The following is a 17,450-nucleotide window of genomic DNA, read 5'->3' on the forward strand; positions in this document are numbered from 1 at the left end:
CATGCGCTCACACCGATTCCGGCCCGTCGCTCCCCGCCGTCAACGCGGCGCGGTGCTCTACGTGGCCCTCATCATGCTCATTCTGTTGGCATTGATCGGCATCGCGGGCATGCAGGTCACCAGCATGCAGGAGCGCATGGCCTCCAATTACCTGCGCACGAACCTGGCGTTCCAGAACGCTGAGTCGAGTGCGCGCCAGGTCGAGACCGGCATTGAAACCGCGCTGGATGGCGCGAACGTCTTCCTCGCTGATCAGGAAGAGTGCAGCCCGACCTACGACCCGCTGACCTGGGCCAACGCAATCACCAAGACCGCGGCCAGCTACACCCGGCGCATCGACAAATGCTCTTCGGGCAATACCGGTTCCAGCATCAAGACCGGCAAGCGGGCCAACGAAGAAACCGGAAACACCTACCAGGTCACGGCCCTGGCCAGTGATGCCCCCACCGACGCCTCTGCCAGTGCCGTCATCGACACGGTCTTCATCCCATGAACAACGAACGTCGTTTCCTTCGCCTCCGTCCCGCTACCTGGCTGCGTGCCGGGGCCGGGGTTGCCGTGTTGGCCGGGTTGGCCGCGCTGATTCTTCCGTTGCAGGCGGCGCTCGGCGACTATGACATCGCCCAGGAGCCGCTGTACACCAAGCAGAGCCAGCCACCGCTGATGATGATGGTGATGTCGCGCGATGAGCAGTTGTTCAACAAGGCCTACAGCGACTACAGCGACATCGGTGGCGGACCGGGCGGTGAACCGGATGGCATCCTCGATACCACCTATCTGGATGCATTCGAATACGGTGGCTACTTCGATTCCAAGCTGTGCTATGGCTACGCCAGTGGCGTGTTCAAGGCGTCGGCCGCCGCAGGTGGCACCAACGGCCACAGCTGCAGCAGCGCCTGGTCGGGCAACTTCCTCAACTGGGTGACGATGAGTCGTCTGGACGTGATGCGCGGCGTGCTCTATGGCGGCCAGCGTTCGGAAGATACGAAGGACAAGACCATCATCGAGCGCGCGCAGATCCCCAGTGATCTACATGCCTGGGTCAAGGTCTACAGCGGCAGCGACATCGGCAGTTTCACGCCGCTTTCCGGCACGCAGTCATTCTGCAATGCGACCATTGCCGCCAATGGTGCGCCGCTGATGCGTGTTGCTTCTGGCAACTGGTCCGAGTGGGCGTCCACTGCATCCTACCAGTGCGGCGTCAATCGCTCCGGCGAGGGCAGTGCGGACACGCCACGTTCGACGGCTGACTACACCGTGCGTGCGGAAGTCTGTGGCTCGACCAATGCCGCCTTGCGCGAAGGCTACTGCCGCAAGTACAACGATGGCGCCACCGATCGCTACAAGCCGGCTGGCGTGCTGCAGACCTATGGCGAAAGCGGGCGCCTGCGCTTTGGCCTGATCAGTGGCACGTATTCCAGCCCACGCGATGGCGGCGTCCTGCGTCGCAACATAGGCAAGATCGCCGGCAATGGCACCACGTTCTGTGCCGCCGGCGATGAAATCAACCTGTCCACCGGCCAGTTCTGCAACGCGCTGGCCAGTGGTTCCGAAGGCATCATCAACACCATCTCCAACTTCCGCATTGATCAATGGAATTGGAGCAGCAACTGGAACGACTGCAATACCTACGGCATCCTCAATCGTCAGGATCAGGGCGGCAATGGCAACCTGGCCGATCCGGGTACCAGTGGCCAGAAGTGCAGTGCCTGGGGTAATCCGCTGGCGGAAATGTATGCCGAGGCGCTTCGCTATGTGGGGGGCGGCGCCAAAGTCTATGGTGACAGTGGCGACCTCAGCGGCCTGCCTACCAGCGTGGCCTGGAAGGATCCCTACCGCTTGCCGGCCGATGGCGGCAATTCCTATTGCGCGACCTGCAGCATCCTCGTGCTGTCCTCGGGCCTGCCCTCGTTCGACAGCGACAACATCGGGTCGGTGGCCAATCTTGCCGCGGCCACCACAGCCACCGATGCCGTCGGCGCCGCCGAGGGCATCGCCGGCAACACCTATATGATCGGTCGTGTCGGCGACACCCCAAAAGGCACGTCGCTGAACACCCATGAAGATATCTGCCAAGGCCGGACCGTAACCAGCCTGAGCAAGGCGCGCGGCATCTGCCCCGATATCCCCTCGATGGAGGGCAGCTACATGATGGCCGGCCTGGCCAAGGCGGCTGCCGAGACCGACATGCGCCCGGGTGTGCAGGGCAAACCTTCGTCTTACAAGCTGACAGCGACCACCTATACCGTGGCGATGGCCGAGAATCTGCCGCAGTTCGAAATTGCGGTGGGTGGACGCAAGATCGGCCTGGCGCCGCTGTGCCAGGCCAACAATTCCGGCAGCGCAACGCAGACCACCAATGGCTGGCGCAGCTGCTTCCTGGGCTCGGTTGGCATCGGCACCAAAGAGGCCAACAGCGCCGGCGGCAACCTCGTCTACGGCCGCACCTACCGTTCCGATGCCATGGCCGGCAGTTTCTCGCTGGTCTGGGAGGATTCGCTGTGGGGCAACGACCATGACAATGACGTTGTGGCCATGTTGAGCTACTGCGTGGGCGCGGCCTGCAACGATACGGGTGCCTTCAACAACATCTGCTGGCGCGCCGATGCGAAAGTGAGCAACAGCGCGGTCGGCAATACCCGGTTGTGCAACTACACCCGCAACAGCAACGACGAGTGGATCGGGACGACGCTGGTCAATGACGTTGCCGCTGACGAAGTGCTGATCCGTATCGAAAACCTGTCTGCCTATGCCGGCAACGCGATGCTGACGGGTTATACGATCACCGGTTCCAATGCAGCAAACACCGTGCAGCGCCTGGCGCTGCGCCCGGGCAATTCCAACGCCTCCGTGCTGAGCACCACCAACAACTTCCCCAGCAACTGGCAGAAGCCGGTGGTCATCAAGTACAAGGCGTCGACCACCGCTGCAGGCCAGATGGAAAGCCCGTTGTGGTACGCGGCGAAGTACGGTGTGCGCGCGGGTGGCAAGGCTTGGGACAGCAAGAAGAAGGGCGTGCCGGACAACTACTTCCTGGCCCGCAACCCGACCAAGCTGAAGCAGGCGCTGGAAGAAATCTTCGACAGTGCGGCCGAAGGCGATGCGCCGGTGGGTGGCAGCGGTTCGGGCGCGCGCATCAGTACGGGCTCGTTCACCGTAGCGTCGCATTTCCGCGTGCCCTCCGGCAGCAACGACTGGACCGGTGATGTCATCGCTACTCGGGTGACCAATACCGGCGCCGATGGTGCAGAGTTGTGGCGGGCATCGAGCAAGCTCGCGTCGTCGAGCCGGCGTATTTACATGGCGACGACACCCACATCCACCGATTCGGCCAAGGACACAGTCACCGCTGCCACGGTGGCAGAGTTCACTTCGGCCAACGTGCCCGGCGCCGACGAAAATGCGAAGGCCGCGACCCTGGGCTTGGTCACGCGTCCGGACTGGTACACCGGCAAGACCTCGGCCAACCTGGTCAGCTACCTCCGTGGCGCTGCCATCAGTGGCTTCCGCACGCGCAGCTCCCCATTGGGCGATATCGTCAACTCGGGTACCGAGGTCGTCTCCAACCGTGATGACTTCGGCTATGGCTACTGGAGCGTTCAAGCGGCTCCATGGAAGAAGACGCTGGGCACGTCGTACGCCACGTACCTGAAGGCAAAGCAGGCGAGCAGTGGCCCGCCGACGATGATCTATGTCGGTGCCAACGACGGCATGCTGCATGGCTTCAACGGCTCGGACACTGTCGCAGCCGGGAACGAGGAGCTGGCGTTCATTCCGTCGTCGTCGCTGCAGCACATCGCTGAACTGGCCAATCCCAAGTACGGCCACCGCTACTACGTGGATGGTCCGCTGACATCGTCGGATGTGTACGACGGCAGCAATTGGCGCACCGTGCTGGTGGGTACCACCGGTGGTGGCGGCTCGTCGGTCGCACCCAGTGGTGGCAAGGCCAGCAACGGTTCGGTGTTCGCGCTGGACGTGGGCAACCCGACCGGCTTCGGTGCCAGCAACGTGCTGTGGGAAGTGTCGGGCAAGACCGAGTCGGATCTGGGCTTCGTACTGGGCAAGCCGGTGGTGGTTCCGGTGTCGGGCACCACCGCTGGCGGTCAGCCACGTTTCGTGGCGCTGTTCGGCAACGGTGTCAATTCCACCAGCGGCAAGCCGGTGCTGTTCGTGGTCGACATCGCCACCGGCAAGGTGCTGCGCAGGATCTCCCCGACCGGTGCGGCCTACGCCAACCGCAACGGGCTGATCAACATGGCCACAGTGGCGCTGAAGAACAACGATGGCATCACTGATACGGTGTACAGCGGCGACATGCAGGGCAACCTGTGGAAGTTCGACCTGTCCGATACCAACCCGGCCAACTGGGGGGTGGCATTGGGAGGGGTTCCTTTGTTCACCGCTGTGCGCAACAGCAAACCGCAGCCGATCATGGGCGGCATCGAAGTCACCCGTGGTCCCAGCGGTGGCGTCAGCCTGTTCTTCGGCACCGGCCAGTACTTCGCGGCCGATGACAACGCAGTCAGCAGTTCCTCGCCGGTGCAGAGCCTGTACGGTGTGTGGGACAACCTGCAGACGGCGGCTGGCGGACGCGCCAACCTGGTGCAGCAGAACATCATCACCACTACGGCTACCGATGGTTACTCGGCGCGTGCCGTCAGCAGCACCAGTTTCGTGTACGGCGCTGTTCGCGGCTGGTATGTGGACCTTGTGGTGAACAGCAGCATCGAAGGTGAGCGCTTCGTGGGTAACCCGAACGTACAGGGCGGCACGGTGTACTTCACCACTTATGTTCCAGGTACCGCCATCTGCGGTAGCGGGGGCGGTGTGAACTGGATGTACGGCCTGAACCTGTTGTCCGGCGGTGGTTCAATGAGTGGGTTGAGCTCGACCATCGGCGGCACCTCGATCTGTACCGGTGACTGTGCGGCCGTAGCCCTGACCAAGGGCGGAGATCTTGGGCAGGGACCTCCGGTGACAGGTACCAACATGTTCGTGCCCAAGCTGGGGTCGTGTGACCCTGCTACCTCCAGCTGTACGGTCGACAAGCTGTTGGAAGCCGAGGCCTGCACGTTCGTACTGCGCAGCCCGGGCGCCGATCCGCTGTACAAGCCGCGTGCGTGTGGTCGCCAGTCGTGGCGGCAGATCCGTTGATGATGCAGTTCGAGGACATTGAATGAACGTCTTTACCCTTCGCCGCAAGGCTCGCGGATTCACCCTGATCGAGCTGATGATCACGGTCGCCGTGATTGCGATCCTCGCCGCCGTCGCCATTCCGTCCTACAGCGAGCACGTGCGCAAGTCCCGGCGTGCGCAGGCGAAGGCCGATCTGGTGGAGCTGGCGCAGCAGCTGGAGCGCTTCCATACCGTGCAGAACACGTACAGCGGGATGTCGTTGCCGTTCACCGAGTCGCCCCGGGATGGCAAGTCGTACTACACGCTGTCGCTGTCCGGTGCGGCGACGTCATCGGCGTTCACGCTGCAGGCGGTGCCGGGGACTGGTCAGGACAAGGACAAGTGCGGCACCCTGACCCTGGACCAGGCGGGGCGCAAGACGCCCACTGAGGCCAAGGTGGCGGGTTGCTGGTAAGGGACGAAGGTGTTGCAACCCTCGCAATGAGCGTCTAGAATGCGCCTCCCCGCCCGAATAGCTCAGCCGGTTAGAGCACTTGACTGTTAATCAGGGGGTCGTTGGTTCGAGTCCAACTTCGGGCGCCAGATTCGAAAAAGCCGCGAGAAATCGCGGCTTTTTTCGTTCTTCTATCCGCCATCGGCCGCGTTCAGCAAGGCTTCTCAGATCGTGGCCGCTCGCTGCGCACGCGCCCGCCGACGTTGATGATCACCCTGCTGTGCTCTTTCCCGTCTACGCAGAGCACCAGCGACTGATTGGTGCCGGCATTGCGGCCATCCGGCAGGAACTGTACATGCCGCCGGTGTTGGCTGGATTCCATCCGCACAGGCGACGGTATGCGGTCCCGCACGTGGATGACGGCGGCGGCAGTCGCGGCGGCCCACGGCGAGGGCTCTGTCCGTACCAGCCAACCCTGGCTCCATGCATTGCTGCAGTTGACGCCATCGGCAGACCCACAGATCGTCACTCTTCGGCGCTGGGTGATGGCTGTATTGCGCGCCAGTACCAGGCTGCTGGTCAGTTCGGCGCGCAGTGATTCCGCTTGCAGGTGGCGGAGCGTGCGCTGCCAAGGTCCCCAGACCAGGGTCAGGAGCACCGACAGCACCATCAGTACGATCACCAGTTCCAGCAGGTGAAGGCCGCGTGCCAATCGCGCAGGGTGGGGGAGGTGCGTGGCCGCAGTCATGGCCACAGGTTGACTGCAGTTCTTGACTGCCACCATCAGCCAGACCCCCATCTTTGAGGCAGGCTTCCCCTCAGCCGACCGTCACCGGACGCCCCGTATACTCACCTTCCCCGAGACCTGGCAACACCATGAGCGACAGTTTTCAACTTGTCTCGCCGTATTCGCCGGCGGGAGACCAGCCCAACGCCATCGCCAAGCTGACCAGCAATTTCGAAGCCGGCGTCGCCAAGCAGACCCTGCTGGGCGTGACCGGCTCGGGCAAGACCTACACCATTGCAAACGTCATCCAGCAGATCCAGAAACCGACGCTGATCATGGCGCCGAACAAGACCCTGGCGGCGCAGTTGTACGGTGAGTTCAAGGCATTCTTCCCGCACAACGCGGTGGAATACTTCGTCAGCTATTACGACTACTACCAGCCGGAAGCCTACGTGCCGTCGTCGGACACCTTCATCGAGAAGGATAGTTCGATCAACGAGCACATCGAGCAGATGCGGCTGGCGGCGACCAAGACCCTGCTGTCGCGACCGGATGCGATCGTGGTGGCGACCGTGTCGGCCATCTACGGCCTGGGCGCACCGGAAGACTACCTGTCGCTGCGCCTGATCCTGTCCAAGGGCGAGCGCATCGACCAGCGCGACCTCATCAATCACCTGACCCAGTTGCAGTACACGCGCAACGAGTACGAGCTGCAGCGCGGTACCTTCCGCGTGCGGGGCGAAGTGATCGACGTGTTCCCGGCAGAATCGGACAGTGAGGCCCTGCGCATCGAACTGTTTGATGGCGAGGTGGAGAAGATCACGATGTTCGATCCGCTCACCGGCGAGACCATGCGCAACCTGATGCGCTTCACGGTGTACCCGAAGACCCACTACGCCACCACGCGTGAACGGGTGCTGGCAGCGGTGGAGACCATCAAGGTGGAGCTGAAGGAGCGGCTGGAGCAGCTGTACGCGCAGAACAAGCTGGTCGAGGCGCAGCGCCTGGCCCAGCGTACCCAGTTCGACCTGGAAATGATGGCCGAGGTGGGCTTCTGCAACGGCATCGAGAACTACTCGCGGCACTTGACCGGCAAGACCGCGGGCGAGCCGCCGCCGACCCTGTTCGATTATCTGCCGGCCGATGCGTTGCTGGTGATCGACGAGTCGCACGTGACCATTCCGCAGATCGGCGCCATGTTCAAGGGTGACCGTTCGCGCAAGGAAACCCTGGTCGAGTTCGGCTTCCGCCTGCCATCGGCGCTGGACAACCGTCCGCTGCGTTTCGAGGAATGGGAAGCGCGCTGCCCGCGCAGCATCTACGTGTCGGCGACGCCGGGCCCTTACGAATTCCGTGAGGCTGGCGAGGACATGGCCGAGCTGGTGGTGCGCCCGACCGGCCTGATCGATCCGGTGGTGGAGATCCGCCCGGTCGGTACCCAGGTCGATGACCTGATGAGCGAGGCCAACGAGCGGATCAAGGCCGGTGACCGCGTGCTGGTCACCACCCTGACCAAGCGCATGGCCGAGAACCTCACCGAGTATCTGACCGAGCACGGGATCCGCGTGCGCTATCTGCACTCGGACATCGATACCGTCGAGCGGGTGGAGATCATCCGCGACCTGCGCCTGGGCAAGTTCGATGTTCTGGTCGGCATCAATCTGCTGCGCGAAGGGCTGGACATGCCCGAGGTCTCGCTTGTGGCGATCCTGGATGCGGACAAGGAGGGCTTCCTGCGCTCGACCGGTTCGTTGATCCAGACCATCGGCCGTGCGGCCCGCAACGTGCGCGGCAAGGCGATCCTGTACGCGGACAGGATCACCCGTTCGATGCAGGCGGCGATTGACGAGACCGACCGTCGTCGCGCCAAGCAGGTCGAGTACAACCAGGAGCACGGCATCATTCCGCGCTCGGTCCTGCGGCCGATTGTCGACGTGCTGGAGGGCGCGCGCTCGGATGCCGCCGAAAAGGAATCCCGCAAGGGCAAGGGCAAAGGCCGTTCCGGTGTGGCCGAGGATGCGGCCGACTACCGTTCGCTCAGTCCGGCGCAGTTGGCTGCTCGCCTCAAGGCGCTGGAGCAGCGGATGTACCAGCATGCCAAGGACCTGGAATTCGAAGATGCCGCCCGGGTCCGCGACCAGATCAGGCAGCTGAAGGAAGCCAGCCTGGGCTGAACGCGGTAAAGCGGCTTTTCTTCACAAAAGTATTGCGCTTGCCGGCCGTCGTCCGTAATATACGCGGCCTGCACCGACGCAATCGCGGCGCTGCAGAAGCAACAAACGGGCGGTTAGCTCAGCGGTAGAGCACTACCTTGACATGGTAGGGGTCACAGGTTCGAACCCTGTACCGCCCACCACGAAGTCCCCCAGGGGGCTGTCGTGAGGATCAAAAGCCCGGCCCTGGCGCCGGGTTTTTACGTAGAAGCACCAGCCTGCGGGCTGTACGGAATTTTTGGGCGGTTAGCTCAGCGGTAGAGCACTACCTTGACATGGTAGGGGTCACAGGTTCGAACCCTGTACCGCCCACCACCGGTTCCCGGCATCGCCGGAGCAGCGGTGGACACGATGAATGCCGGCCCTGGGCCGGTTTTTTTGTGCCTGCGATTCGCGGTCGTCTGCACCTGGCCGGTTGCTGCCACCATCAACCGCGTTGCTCGACGCTGGCGCTGCGCTGCAGTTGCCAATGACCATCCACGCGCTGCCACAGTTGCATGAGGCCGCGGCTGCGCGCCTGCCCGCGCTGTCCCGCAGGTGCCTCAGCGTGCACGCGACCATGGGCCACCTGCAGTACGCGGTCTGCACTCAAGCGCAGGATCTGCACGCTCTGGCTGTCCGTCTGGCCGTGCGTGGCTGGCTCGCTGGCGGCGCGTTGGGCATCGGCCTGCAGGATCTGCAAGCGCAGAGAATCGTGTCCGGTGCCGGCGTCGCGGTTGCAGAGACCGGCCATCAACAGCAGCAAGGCAAGCATCGGCATGGCACGGTGCTCCGGAGAAGGGAGTCCAGCGTTGCACTGTGGCCTGCGGTGTGAAACCGGTATGCGACGAAGGCTGGAAAAGCGCGTGCCAACGAGAGCCCGCAAGGATGAATCCGGGCTGGGTCGGGGCGGCTGCGGGACACGGCCATGAAAAAGGCCGGGCCGCCTGTGAAGGCAGTCCGGCCCGTTTGCCCGGAAGTGACCCCGTTGGCCGGGAAGCCTGGGCTCAGGTCACGACATGGCTGGAACCTTCAAGCAGGCTCAGAGCGGATCGCAGCACAGGCGAGGGCCGGACCAATGCCCTGAACCGCCATGCGGGCAACCCGGGGTGAACTCGCAGCCCGGTGCGAACCCGGCCTTGGCCGGCGTGGCGAAGGCCTGCGCGGCACCGAACGACATGGCGGCAACCACGACGATGCCGGCAATGGACGAGAACAGCTTCTTCTTTCCGATCATCCGTATCTCCTTTGCAAAGCGTCGAGGTGGATCACATGGGATCGCAGCAGACCAGCAGGCCGTGGGAGCCGGCATTGCCGTACGGGCAGCTGGGATGTTCCTTGCAGCCCGGTGCGAAGCCGGTCTTCACCGGCGTGGCGAAGGCCTGCGCGGCACCGAACGACATGGCGGCAACCACGACGATACCGGCGATGGACGAGAACAGCTTCTTCTTTCCGATCATGTGTATCTCCTTGCAGTGGCGATGGAACATGAAGTCACCGCATGCGGGGCGGTGTCGAAGAGGAATCAGTTGGCGACGCAGCAGATGCGCGTGCCGCCGGCGCGGCCGTTGCCGCCGAACATGCACCCGGGGGTATCCACGCAACCCGGTGCAAAGCCGGTCTTCACCGGTGTGGCGAAGGCCTGTGCGGCCCCGAATGACATTGCAGCAACGATGACGATACCGGCGACAGACGAGAACAGCGTTTTCTTCCCGATCATGTGTATCTCCTTCAGTTGGTGTGGCTTCCCGGATTCATTGCCTTGGCGACGGCCTGTACCGTCTCTGTGTCGAGCTGGCCAACATGCTTGTAGGCGACGCTGCCATCTGCGGCGAGCACCATCAGCATCGGTGTCAGCGTGGCGCGGTAGCGCTTGGAGACTTCGCCCTGATCGTCGACGGCGATCGGAAATGCCAGCGCGTGTTTGCCGGCGTACCCGGCAAGCTGGTCATACGGTGGCAGGCCGACGCCCACCAGTTCGGCGCTGCCACGTGCAGCCGCGATCTGCTGCAGCTGTGGCACCGAGGCCAGGCAGTAGCGGCAGGCGGTAGAGAAGAAGTAGAGGATCTGCGGAACGGCGCGCACGCCGCCGATATCGACATGGGTCTGCTGCGTCGTCCGCAGCGTCAACAGTTCAGGCCGGGTGCCGGTTGCAAGACCATGCGCATCCAGCTGGGTCTGCTGCAGCTGTGCCGCCATCTGTTCGTTGACCTGCCGCAACTGGCGGTTCTGCCAGGAAAGCATGATGACCAGAGCGGCCAGCAGCAGGGCGAATACAGGAAACAGTGCACGCTTGAGCATCGATCATCCTTGAACGCCGCGTTGCATCGACCATACCGGAAACAGCAACAGGAATGTCAAGCTTTTGTATCATCGGTGACGCAGTTCCCAAACCACAGGACGCCACAATGAGTGACCATGCTCCCGTTTCACGGCCGAACCCGGTCATCGAACTGCTGTTCGGCGGCAACATGCTGGAAGGCACGTTCAAGGCCGTGGTGTGGGTCGCACTGCTGTCTGCGGTCCTTGCCTGGACAACCTTCCGCTGACGCAGTGCTCAGGCAGCAGTGAACGCCTGCCGCAGGCTGCGCAGCGTCGCCTGGCGATATTCGGCCGCACACGGCTCGCCCATCTCCAGTTCCTGCAGGCGCAAACCGACCAACGTCATCGACAGCGCATAGCCGCGCGCGGCGTCGGCAGCGCGCGACAGGCCAAGTGCACGCCGGGTCAGCGCATCGACATGATCCATGTCCGGCAGCAGGCCCAGATAGGCGCGCTCGGCGCTGTCCAGATCCGGCGCGCGCAGGATCGCGTTGGCATCGGCGGTGGGGGAGACGGCGGCCATGCGGGATCCTTGTTGTCCGTGGGGCGGATGCAGGTTCGGTCAGAACGCGCGCATCAGCGAGATGAAAGCGGATGTCTGGCTGCTGCGGCGTGCCATCGGGCTGTCCTCGACGGCATCACCGAACCACTGGTTGGCGACGACGCCGGTCGCGCGCCATTTCGTGCCCAGTGGCGTGCTGACCGCAATCTGCAGGCTCGGCGAGGTGGCACTGCCGGGCTTGTAGGCTGCCAGCCCGGAGCGCAGGGCTTCCTCGTCGCTGATGCCGTAGTAGTAGTCGAGCAGGCGGGCGCTGGAATGCACCACGCCCACGCGCGGCACCCAGGTGAAGCGACCGGCCTGGATCGGATAGCTGTAATGCAGGCTTGATTCAACACCGCCGCCATGCCCGCTCACTTCGCGCTTCACGCTGGCCGCAATCGCACCCCAGTCCGCGCTGTAGTCGGCATTGATGCCGACCATCGCCGACATCTGCCGGCTGTGCAGGCGGCGCAGCTGCGGATCGTTCACGTCGTCGGTCTTGAAGCGTAACGTGTAGGGCGTAGCCACGGCCGACAGGCGCAGGCCATCGGCCTTGTAGAGGTTCATGCCCAGCGAGCCGGGGCTGGCGAAGAAGCGCTTGCCCTGCCAGGACAGCGCCGGCAGCACCAGCGGCTTGTCGTCATAGTGCGCGTACGCGCCGGTCGTCGCGCCGAAGGTGATGCCGGCCTGCACGCCCGGGCGCTGTTCCTGCGCGTTTGCCAGCAGCGGCGTGGAGAGAACGACGGTGCACAGCAGGGGGCGCAGCAGGGCAGGGGGCAGTGAAGTCATCAACGTACTACTTTGCGGGGATGGCGATGCATGCTGCGCGCACAACATTGTCGGAACATTGCGCAGGCGCAATCTGCTGGAATCGGCGCCACTTGCACGCCGAAGGCACTATGATCGGCTCCGTTTCCGGTTGCCGAGCCCCCGATGCGCATTCTCCTGGTCGAAGATGATCCCGATCTCTCGCGAGCCCTGCAGTCCGGGCTGGAGCGCCAGGGTGTGGTCGCCGACGTGGTCGGCAGCCTGGCCGAAGCGGCGCTGGCCCTGCGTGAGCCGGTGCACCAGCTGATGTTGCTTGATCGGCAGCTGCCGGATGGTGATGGTGTGGGCTTCGTGGCGACTGCCCGTGCCCTGCGGCCGAACCTGGCGGTGATCATGCTCACCGCCAAGGGTGGCCTGTCGGACAAGGTGGAGGGGCTGGATGTCGGTGCCGATGACTACCTAGTCAAGCCGGTGGCGATCGAAGAGCTGATGGCGCGCATCCGCGCCGTATCGCGTCGACCGTCGGCAATGGTCACCCCCCGGTTGCGGCTGGGCCGGCTGGAGTTTGATTTCGAATCGCTGCAGGCACAGGTGGATGGACAGCCGGTCGCCCTGCCGCGGCGGCAGGTGCTGGTGCTGCAGGCGCTGGCGATGCGGCAGGGTCGCACGGTCACCCGCAGTGCGCTGGAAGCGGCAGTGTACGGGTTCGATGATGAGATCCAGTCCAATGCGCTCGACGCGCATATTTCAAAACTGCGCAAGGCGCTGCAGCAGGCCGGGGCGGGCGTGGAGATCCACGTGATCCGTGGCGTCGGCTACCTGCTGGCGGAGGCCTGAGATGGCACGACCGATCCGTTCGATCACGCTGGGTCTGGCATGGCGGTTGTTCCTGGCGCAGGCCTTCACGGTGTTGTTTGCCGTGGTCGCGCTGATCCTGACCTGGGGCGACAAGGACACCTGGGGCATGGACATGTTCATGGCCGAGAGCGCGGCCAACGCCGTGCACAGCGAAGGCGGCCGGCTGGTGCTGGATGAAGCACGCTGGCAGAAGCTTGATGCGCGTTCCGGTGGCAACCTGTGGTTTGCCGCGGTCGACGATCGCGGCGCATGGCTGCAGCGCGGCACGCTGCCTGCCATCCACGCGCCGCTGCTGGCCCGCCTGCCGACATTGGGCGCCACCGAGCTGGGGTCGCTGGTACCGCCGTACCTGGACGTGGCCCGGGTGATGATCCGCAACGAAGACGGCCGCCGCATCACGGTGATGGTGGGCGGGGCGCCGAAGGGCGGCCTGCTGGATGGCGCATTGATGGTGCTGCGGTTGATCGGCCTGTGGTTCTTCCTGCCGTTGATCGTGGTCACGCTGCTGGTGATGCCGACAGTGATCCACCGCGCCATGCGTGGCGTGCGCCGGTCCGCGCAGCAGGCCAAGGAGCTGGATATTGGCCAGCCCGGTGCGCGCCTGGACGCGCAGCTGGTGTCGACCGAAGTGGCGCCTCTGGTCGAAGCGTTCAACGATGCGATCGACAAGGTGCAGCAGGGCTACGCAGCACGCGACAAATTCCTGGCCGATGCCGCGCATGAACTGCGGGTTCCGATTGCGGTGGTGCAGGCGCGCTTGTCGCAGTTGCCGCAGGGAGAGTTGAAATCGCAGTTGCTGACCGATGTCGCCCGCCTCGGCAATGTCGCCGAGCACCTGCTCGACCTGCAGCGCCTGGACAGGAACATCGCCGCGTTGCAGCGCCTGGACTTGGCGCATGTCGTGCGCGAAGCGGCCGCCGACCTCGCGCCGCTGGTCGTTGGCGCCGGCTATGGCTTCGAGGTGGATGCGCCGGAAACGCCGGTATGGATCCATGGTGATGGCCTGGCCCTGGGCCGGGTGATCGCCAACCTGGTGCACAACGCCATTGTCCACGGCGGCGGGCGCGGCACCATCTGCGTGCGCCTGGACCGACAGGGCCTGCTGGAAGTCAGTGACCAGGGCGCGGGTGTGCCGGTCGGCGACCGCGAGGCGATCTTCGAGCCGTTCCATCGCCTGCGCGCCGCTGGCAGCGGTAGCGGCCTGGGCCTGCACCTGGTCAAGGAAATCGTGCAGCACCACGGGGGCACGGTGAGCGTGGGCGAGGCTGTCGGAGGCGGCGCCAGTTTCCGGGTCAACTTCCACCGCGGCAACGTGCGTCGCTAGTCGGGCGCTGACAGAACCACAGGGAGTTGCCTGATGGTTGCGTGAGGCCGTACCTCGGCACGCTGTGTCGATGGCTGCCGATCGGACCTTGTCGCCGTTGCTGGGCCCCGCGTGCGCAGCCGCTCTGGTCGCCGGTGCTTTGGCCTGCGTGCTGTTGCCGGTGCTGCCGCCGCTGTGGCTTTCTGTTCTGGCGGCGACCATCGCGGCGTTGGGCTGGGTGCTGCGCTGGCGCGGACGCGCGGCGGCCGCGCTGCTGTTCGGCCTGGCCTGGACGTCCTGCCATGGGCATTGGGCACTGCAGGCGCAGCTGCCGGCCGGTGCTGCTGCGCAGGATGTGCTGGTCCGGGGTCAGGTCGTCGACCTGCCGAAGCAAGCGCCTGGATACACCCGGTTCGAATTCCGGGTCGATGCATCCGATGCGACGCCAATGCTGCGTGGAAAGCGGCTGCAGGTGTTCTGGCACGCGCCCCGGCGCGGGCCGGTCGACGCCGGGGTTGATCAGAGACATCGCCTGCACGCTGGCGCGGACTGGCAGTTGTCGCTGCGCGTGCGGCCGCCACGCTCGCGCATCAATCCGGGGGGCTTCGATGGCGAACGGCATGCGTTGCTGCACGGGCTGGCAGCGAGTGGCAACGTGCGTGATGCCGGCGTTACGCGGCAGCTGCGCCCTGCGCATGGCCTGCCCGCCTGGCGCGAGCGCACCAGTGCGGCCATCGCCAAACAGATCGCACACCCCTCGGCGCGGTTCATCCAGGCGTTGGCGCTGGGCGATACGCGTGGCCTGTCCGATATCGACTGGGCGCAGCTGCGCGCGCTGGGCCTGACCCACCTGATCGCCATTTCCGGCTTCCATGTGGGTCTGGTGGCGGGCTTCGCCGCATTGCTGTGTTCTGTTCTCTGGCGATGCTGGCCGGGGCTTGCCGCGTTCTGGCCACGACCACAGGCGGCGGCCTGCGCGGCAGCGGTGGCAGCGGCCGGCTATGCCGTTGTCGCAGGCAGCGAGCTGCCGACCGTTCGCACCGCGTTGATGATCGCGGTGGTCGCCCTGGCGCGCGTCGTCCGCCGTCCGGTGACCGTGGCACAGGGCTTGGCGCTGGCCGCGCTGGCGATGTTGCTGCCGGCGCCGCTGTCGGTGCTGTCTGCGGGCTTCTGGCTCAGTTTCGGCGGCGTCCTGTGGTTGTTGTGGTGCCTGCCGCAGGGGCGGCCGAAGGGGTTCTCCGCGATGCTGCGCGGCGCTGTCGCAGGACAGGGGGTGGCCAGCGTCGCTCTGCTGCCGCTGGCAGTGGCGCTGTTTGGTGGAACCGCGCGGCTGGGGCCGCTGGTGAATCTGCCGGTCATTCCGCTGTGGAGCCTGCTGGTAGTGCCTTTAGCCCTGCTGGGAACCGCTCTGGAGGCCCTGCGTAGCGGAGCAGGGCACTGGCCCTGGCGCGCGGCAGCCTGGGTGTTCGATGCCAGTTGGCAGCTGATGCAGCCGTTGGCCGAGCACCCGCAGGCGATGTGGTGGTTGGCGCAGGGGCCAGCCTGGGCGGTGCCGGCGGCATTGCTCGGGGTGTTCTGGTGGCTGTTGCCACGTGGTGCGGGTGCGGTCCTTGCCGGGTCATTGCTGTGCCTGCCGTTGCTGTGGCCGGCACGGTCGGTGCCGCAGCAGGGCGAGTTGGAACTGGTGGTACACGATGTCGGCCAGGGCGCGGCCGTGCTGCTGCGGACCGCCCACCACGCACTCTGGTACGACGTCGGCCCGCCGGCGGGCAGCGGGGGCGAGGAGCGGATGCTGCTGCCGACGTTGCGGGCGTTGGGACAGGTGCCGCCGGCACGGGTGATGATCAGTCACGACCACTTGGATCACAGCGGCAACCTCGCCGCGTTGCGCCGACAACTGCCGGGTCTGGACGTACTGGCGCCACAGGGCAGTGCGATTGCCACTGCCCGCACCTGCCAACAGGGACTGCGCTGGCAATGGGATGGGGTCGATTTCCAGGTGTTGCATCCGCCCGCTATGCCCGCAGCTCCTGCAACGGGCGTCGACAACGAGGCCAGTTGCGTGCTGCGGGTTGCCGGCGCGCACGGGGTGGTGCTGCTGCCCGGTGACATCGGCCGGCCCGGCGAGCAGACGCTGCTGGCGGGCGCTGCCGCTGCGCTGCGTGCTGACGTGGTGCTGGTGCCCCATCACGGCAGTGGCGGCAGCTCCACCCCCGGCTGGGTGAAGGCGGTGGCGCCACGGTTGGCGCTGGTCTCTGCCGGGCACCAGAACCGTTTTGGACACCCGAAACGTGACGTCGTGCAGCGCTGGCAGGCGGCAGGCGCCGAAGTGCTGTCCACCGCCGAGTCCGGCGCGATCCGTGTATGGCTTGGCGCACAAGGCCTGCAGCTGCGTGAACAGCGTATCCACGCAGCCCGGTGGTGGGATGCCGCTGGGCGGGCACGGTCGGCTGCTATCCTATCGTCGATCGAACAAGCGGCCGTTGGGCCGGAGGGTTGAAACGTGTGGGAACTGGTCAAGGCCGGTGGCTGGCCGATGGTGCCGCTGCTGCTGTTGGGCGTACTGGCTTTGGCGATCGTCCTGGAGCGTTTCTGGTCACTGCGGCGTAACGAGGTGCTGCCGCCTGGCCTGGGCCAGGAAGTGCGCAACTGGGCCGCGCGCGGCAAGCTCGACCCGGCGCATCTGCAGACCCTGCGTGCCAATTCACCGTTGGGCGCCCTGCTGGCCGCCGCACTGGAAGCGCGCAACCGCCCGCGCGATCAGATCCGCGAGCGCATCGAAGACACCGGTCGCCACCTGGTGCACCGCATGGAGCGTTTCCTCAATGCGCTGGGCACCATCGCCTCGGCCGGCCCGTTGCTGGGCCTGCTCGGCACCGTGGTCGGCATGATCCAGATGTTCCTGGGCATCCTCGACCACGGCGTGGGTGATGTGAACCAGCTTGCCGGCGGTATCGGCAAGGCGCTGGTGTGCACCGCGACCGGCATGATCGTGGCGATCCCAGCGCTGATGTTCCACCGCTTCTTCAAGGGCCGCATCCACGGCTACGTGGTGGAAATGGAGCAGGAAGCCAGCGCATTGCTGGATACGCTGGATGGCCGGCCCGGGGTGATGACCCCGGCAGCCGCCACGCGCGCGGCCTCCGCCGCCACGGCAAAGGCCTGAT

17 protein-coding genes and 3 tRNA genes are annotated in these 17,450 nt (G+C 65.2%); 12 read left to right on the forward strand and 8 right to left on the reverse strand.

Features of this window, described 5'->3' with window-relative positions:
* Positions 1-52 precede the first annotated feature (52 nt).
* The 4 genes from ACQ5SA_RS12970 to ACQ5SA_RS12985 all read left to right on the forward strand — a co-directional run bounded on the left by ACQ5SA_RS12970 (position 53) and on the right by ACQ5SA_RS12985 (position 5,721).
* A complete protein-coding gene (locus tag ACQ5SA_RS12970) occupies positions 53-493 on the forward strand; it encodes a pilus assembly PilX family protein (protein ID WP_343245338.1) in 441 nt (146 codons plus the stop codon).
* Positions 490-5,157, forward strand: coding sequence for a pilus assembly protein (locus tag ACQ5SA_RS12975; protein ID WP_499314429.1), 4,668 nt, complete (start codon positions 490-492; stop codon positions 5,155-5,157). The genes ACQ5SA_RS12970 and ACQ5SA_RS12975 overlap by 4 nt, the downstream gene beginning before the upstream one ends.
* 22 nt (positions 5,158-5,179) lie before the next feature.
* Entirely contained in the window at positions 5,180-5,593 is a 414-nt protein-coding gene (locus tag ACQ5SA_RS12980) for a type IV pilin protein (RefSeq protein ID WP_230110752.1), read from the forward strand.
* Positions 5,594-5,644: 51 nt separating this feature from the next.
* Positions 5,645-5,721 (forward strand) — tRNA-Asn (locus ACQ5SA_RS12985).
* A gap of 62 nt (positions 5,722-5,783) precedes the next feature.
* On the opposite strand, the gene ACQ5SA_RS12990 is transcribed toward ACQ5SA_RS12985, so the two are convergent.
* On the reverse strand, positions 5,784-6,356 hold the full coding sequence (locus tag ACQ5SA_RS12990; RefSeq protein WP_353098312.1) for a GspH/FimT family pseudopilin: 573 nt from the start codon (positions 6,354-6,356) through the stop codon (positions 5,784-5,786).
* Positions 6,357-6,448: 92 nt separating this feature from the next.
* Between ACQ5SA_RS12990 and uvrB the strand changes: the two genes are divergently transcribed.
* From uvrB to ACQ5SA_RS13005, 3 genes are all read left to right on the forward strand, one after another.
* The gene (gene uvrB / locus ACQ5SA_RS12995) at positions 6,449-8,473 is read left to right on the forward strand and encodes an excinuclease ABC subunit UvrB (RefSeq protein WP_499314430.1); all 2,025 of its coding nucleotides are present in this window, start codon (positions 6,449-6,451) and stop codon (positions 8,471-8,473) included.
* A gap of 107 nt (positions 8,474-8,580) precedes the next feature.
* Positions 8,581-8,655: transfer RNA gene (locus tag ACQ5SA_RS13000), tRNA-Val, on the forward strand.
* Between the two features lie 97 nt (positions 8,656-8,752).
* Positions 8,753-8,827 (forward strand) — tRNA-Val (locus tag ACQ5SA_RS13005).
* Positions 8,828-8,939: 112 nt separating this feature from the next.
* On the opposite strand, the gene ACQ5SA_RS13010 is transcribed toward ACQ5SA_RS13005, so the two are convergent.
* The 5 genes from ACQ5SA_RS13010 to ACQ5SA_RS13030 form a co-directional block, all read right to left on the reverse strand.
* The gene (locus tag ACQ5SA_RS13010; protein ID WP_353098310.1) at positions 8,940-9,272 is read right to left on the reverse strand and encodes a hypothetical protein; all 333 of its coding nucleotides are present in this window, start codon (positions 9,270-9,272) and stop codon (positions 8,940-8,942) included.
* Positions 9,273-9,533: 261 nt separating this feature from the next.
* A complete protein-coding gene (locus tag ACQ5SA_RS13015; protein ID WP_108264753.1) occupies positions 9,534-9,728 on the reverse strand; it encodes a hypothetical protein in 195 nt (64 codons plus the stop codon).
* A 31-nt stretch (positions 9,729-9,759) separates the two neighbouring features.
* The gene (locus ACQ5SA_RS13020; protein ID WP_032975717.1) at positions 9,760-9,951 is read right to left on the reverse strand and encodes a hypothetical protein; all 192 of its coding nucleotides are present in this window, start codon (positions 9,949-9,951) and stop codon (positions 9,760-9,762) included.
* 65 nt (positions 9,952-10,016) lie between these two features.
* Positions 10,017-10,211 (reverse strand): hypothetical protein, encoded by a 195-nt coding sequence (locus tag ACQ5SA_RS13025; protein WP_025875233.1) that lies wholly within the window; start codon positions 10,209-10,211, stop codon positions 10,017-10,019.
* Positions 10,212-10,222: 11 nt separating this feature from the next.
* Entirely contained in the window at positions 10,223-10,792 is a 570-nt protein-coding gene (locus ACQ5SA_RS13030; RefSeq protein WP_353098309.1) for a TlpA family protein disulfide reductase, read from the reverse strand.
* A 107-nt stretch (positions 10,793-10,899) separates the two neighbouring features.
* Here ACQ5SA_RS13030 and ACQ5SA_RS13035 point away from each other — a divergent pair, with 107 nt between their 5' ends.
* Positions 10,900-11,040: a hypothetical protein gene (locus tag ACQ5SA_RS13035; protein ID WP_230110743.1), complete on the forward strand. Its 141-nt coding sequence runs from the start codon at positions 10,900-10,902 to the stop codon at positions 11,038-11,040.
* An 8-nt stretch (positions 11,041-11,048) separates the two neighbouring features.
* Here the strand turns inward: ACQ5SA_RS13035 and ACQ5SA_RS13040 are convergent, their stop codons facing one another.
* Positions 11,049-11,336 carry a hypothetical protein gene (locus ACQ5SA_RS13040; RefSeq protein WP_230110741.1) on the reverse strand — a complete coding sequence of 96 codons (288 nt, stop codon included), beginning with the start codon at positions 11,334-11,336 and terminating at the stop codon, positions 11,049-11,051.
* Positions 11,337-11,375: 39 nt separating this feature from the next.
* Positions 11,376-12,143, reverse strand: a complete 768-nt coding sequence (locus ACQ5SA_RS13045; protein ID WP_251476325.1) for a MipA/OmpV family protein — start codon at positions 12,141-12,143, stop codon at positions 11,376-11,378.
* Positions 12,144-12,287: 144 nt separating this feature from the next.
* On the opposite strand from ACQ5SA_RS13045, the gene ACQ5SA_RS13050 reads away from it, so the two are divergent.
* The 4 genes from ACQ5SA_RS13050 (at position 12,288) to ACQ5SA_RS13065 (ending at position 17,449) form a co-directional block, all read left to right on the forward strand.
* On the forward strand, positions 12,288-12,959 hold the full coding sequence (locus ACQ5SA_RS13050) for a response regulator transcription factor (protein ID WP_025875225.1): 672 nt from the start codon (positions 12,288-12,290) through the stop codon (positions 12,957-12,959).
* 1 nt (position 12,960) lies between these two features.
* Complete coding sequence (locus tag ACQ5SA_RS13055) at positions 12,961-14,304, forward strand: sensor histidine kinase (RefSeq protein WP_499314431.1); 1,344 nt, start codon at positions 12,961-12,963, stop codon at positions 14,302-14,304.
* 70 nt (positions 14,305-14,374) lie between these two features.
* Positions 14,375-16,783, forward strand: a complete 2,409-nt coding sequence (locus tag ACQ5SA_RS13060; RefSeq protein ID WP_499314432.1) for a DNA internalization-related competence protein ComEC/Rec2 — start codon at positions 14,375-14,377, stop codon at positions 16,781-16,783.
* Between the two features lie 3 nt (positions 16,784-16,786).
* Positions 16,787-17,449, forward strand: coding sequence for a MotA/TolQ/ExbB proton channel family protein (locus ACQ5SA_RS13065; RefSeq protein ID WP_499314433.1), 663 nt, complete (start codon positions 16,787-16,789; stop codon positions 17,447-17,449).
* Position 17,450: the final 1 nt, after the last annotated feature.

The sequence above is a fragment of the Stenotrophomonas indicatrix genome, from assembly GCF_050573115.1.
Taxonomy (GTDB): domain Bacteria; phylum Pseudomonadota; class Gammaproteobacteria; order Xanthomonadales; family Xanthomonadaceae; genus Stenotrophomonas; species Stenotrophomonas lactitubi_A.

What these genes read in the sequence shown, in the direction of transcription:
- ACQ5SA_RS13060 (WP_499314432.1), top strand. Translation starts at nt 14,375, where the DNA reads ATGGCTGCCGATCGGACCTTGTCGCCGTTGCTGGGCCCCGCGTGCGCA.
- ACQ5SA_RS12980 (WP_230110752.1), top strand. Translation starts at nt 5,180, where the DNA reads ATGAACGTCTTTACCCTTCGCCGCAAGGCTCGCGGATTCACCCTGATC.
- ACQ5SA_RS13040 (WP_230110741.1), bottom strand. Translation starts at nt 11,336, where the DNA reads ATGGCCGCCGTCTCCCCCACCGCCGATGCCAACGCGATCCTGCGCGCG.
- ACQ5SA_RS13030 (WP_353098309.1), bottom strand. Translation starts at nt 10,792, where the DNA reads ATGCTCAAGCGTGCACTGTTTCCTGTATTCGCCCTGCTGCTGGCCGCT.
- ACQ5SA_RS13025 (WP_025875233.1), bottom strand. Translation starts at nt 10,211, where the DNA reads ATGATCGGGAAGAAAACGCTGTTCTCGTCTGTCGCCGGTATCGTCATC.
- ACQ5SA_RS13020 (WP_032975717.1), bottom strand. Translation starts at nt 9,951, where the DNA reads ATGATCGGAAAGAAGAAGCTGTTCTCGTCCATCGCCGGTATCGTCGTG.
- ACQ5SA_RS13015 (WP_108264753.1), bottom strand. Translation starts at nt 9,728, where the DNA reads ATGATCGGAAAGAAGAAGCTGTTCTCGTCCATTGCCGGCATCGTCGTG.
- ACQ5SA_RS13055 (WP_499314431.1), top strand. Translation starts at nt 12,961, where the DNA reads ATGGCACGACCGATCCGTTCGATCACGCTGGGTCTGGCATGGCGGTTG.
- ACQ5SA_RS13050 (WP_025875225.1), top strand. Translation starts at nt 12,288, where the DNA reads ATGCGCATTCTCCTGGTCGAAGATGATCCCGATCTCTCGCGAGCCCTG.
- uvrB (WP_499314430.1), top strand. Translation starts at nt 6,449, where the DNA reads ATGAGCGACAGTTTTCAACTTGTCTCGCCGTATTCGCCGGCGGGAGAC.
- ACQ5SA_RS13035 (WP_230110743.1), top strand. Translation starts at nt 10,900, where the DNA reads ATGAGTGACCATGCTCCCGTTTCACGGCCGAACCCGGTCATCGAACTG.
- ACQ5SA_RS13045 (WP_251476325.1), bottom strand. Translation starts at nt 12,143, where the DNA reads ATGACTTCACTGCCCCCTGCCCTGCTGCGCCCCCTGCTGTGCACCGTC.
- ACQ5SA_RS13010 (WP_353098310.1), bottom strand. Translation starts at nt 9,272, where the DNA reads ATGCCGATGCTTGCCTTGCTGCTGTTGATGGCCGGTCTCTGCAACCGC.
- ACQ5SA_RS12975 (WP_499314429.1), top strand. Translation starts at nt 490, where the DNA reads ATGAACAACGAACGTCGTTTCCTTCGCCTCCGTCCCGCTACCTGGCTG.
- ACQ5SA_RS12990 (WP_353098312.1), bottom strand. Translation starts at nt 6,356, where the DNA reads ATGGTGGCAGTCAAGAACTGCAGTCAACCTGTGGCCATGACTGCGGCC.